Origin of the sequence: Methylobacterium sp. 13MFTsu3.1M2 (assembly GCF_900112625.1) — a bacterium.
Classification (GTDB): domain Bacteria; phylum Pseudomonadota; class Alphaproteobacteria; order Rhizobiales; family Beijerinckiaceae; genus Methylobacterium.
On record NZ_FOMM01000063.1, the window covers coordinates 2,749 to 3,815 of the forward strand.

The following is a 1,067-nucleotide window of genomic DNA, read 5'->3' on the forward strand; positions in this document are numbered from 1 at the left end:
AGATGAATCAAAATTATCATAGTAACTTGGTCTTGTTCCCCAACTCCTAAAAGTATCGTCATAATCTTTACTCTTAGAATCTGCACATTGATTTAATATAATTTCTAATTTCTTTTTAAAATCATATACTTCTCTATCATTCATTAGCCTAAGTATCTCAGCATATGGGTTAGTTGTAGGCTCATTATTATCAAGCAAAGCAGTATAGTTAGCCCCCTCTCTGATAACACCCTCTAATTTGCTCTGTATTGCGTTATAAGCCAGTTTTTCAGGCTCAGTGGTACATTCGCCTACTTTATCCCATAAATGCGCTCTATCAGCCTCTATTTGCGTTCTACGATCATTTTCCAGTACCTTCCTAAATTCTATTGCCTGTTGTCGCTCCTGCTCTTTTGCTAACTGTTCACGGTGCGCCCTTAATTGCGCTTCAAATCGTGCATCCTCTTCCCTTTTTCTAATCAATTGATTTTTATGATCTTGTATTCGATCTTTTAAGCTCTGTTCTATTTCCTTGTAATCATTTGGAAAAAGCTTTTTAAATTCAATAACTTGAGAAAATTCATCAAGCATTTTATCAATCTTTTTTTCTAATTTTTTTATCTGTTTTACTGCATTTCTATGGGCTTCTGCTTCTTTCTCTGTCTTAATAATTTGCTCTGAAAGCTTTACAGATAGGGATTCTTGGGCTTTTAAAGACTGCTTTTGATAATATTCATGCTGCTCATCAAAAAGACTTCCAAAATACTTCTGCAACTTCTCATCTTTTAAAGGTTTTCCATCCAACATATGAATTGTAGAATCATTATAAGTAATTGTTTTTAATGCTGGTTTTTGAATTAAATATTTTTCATTATCAGGCTTTTGAATTTCAGCATAAAAATCTTTAATTGTCGTATGTTCTGCCTTTGATCCCTCAAGCCCTCTTTCAAGCCCTAAATCTTTCACTTGGTCATGAAAATCAGTCTGCATTTTTGATAATTTTGCCCTGCCGCCTAAAAATTCCCTAGCGTTCAATTTCCCCTGTGAATCAATAGGAACAACGTATGCGACAAGGTGCGGGGTAGTTT

General features: G+C 34.5%; 1 protein-coding gene. It reads right to left on the reverse strand.

Features of this window, described 5'->3' with window-relative positions:
• Positions 1-1,067 (reverse strand): plasmid recombination protein (locus BM314_RS29825; RefSeq protein WP_170868218.1); only part of this gene is annotated, 1,067 nt, incomplete at both ends.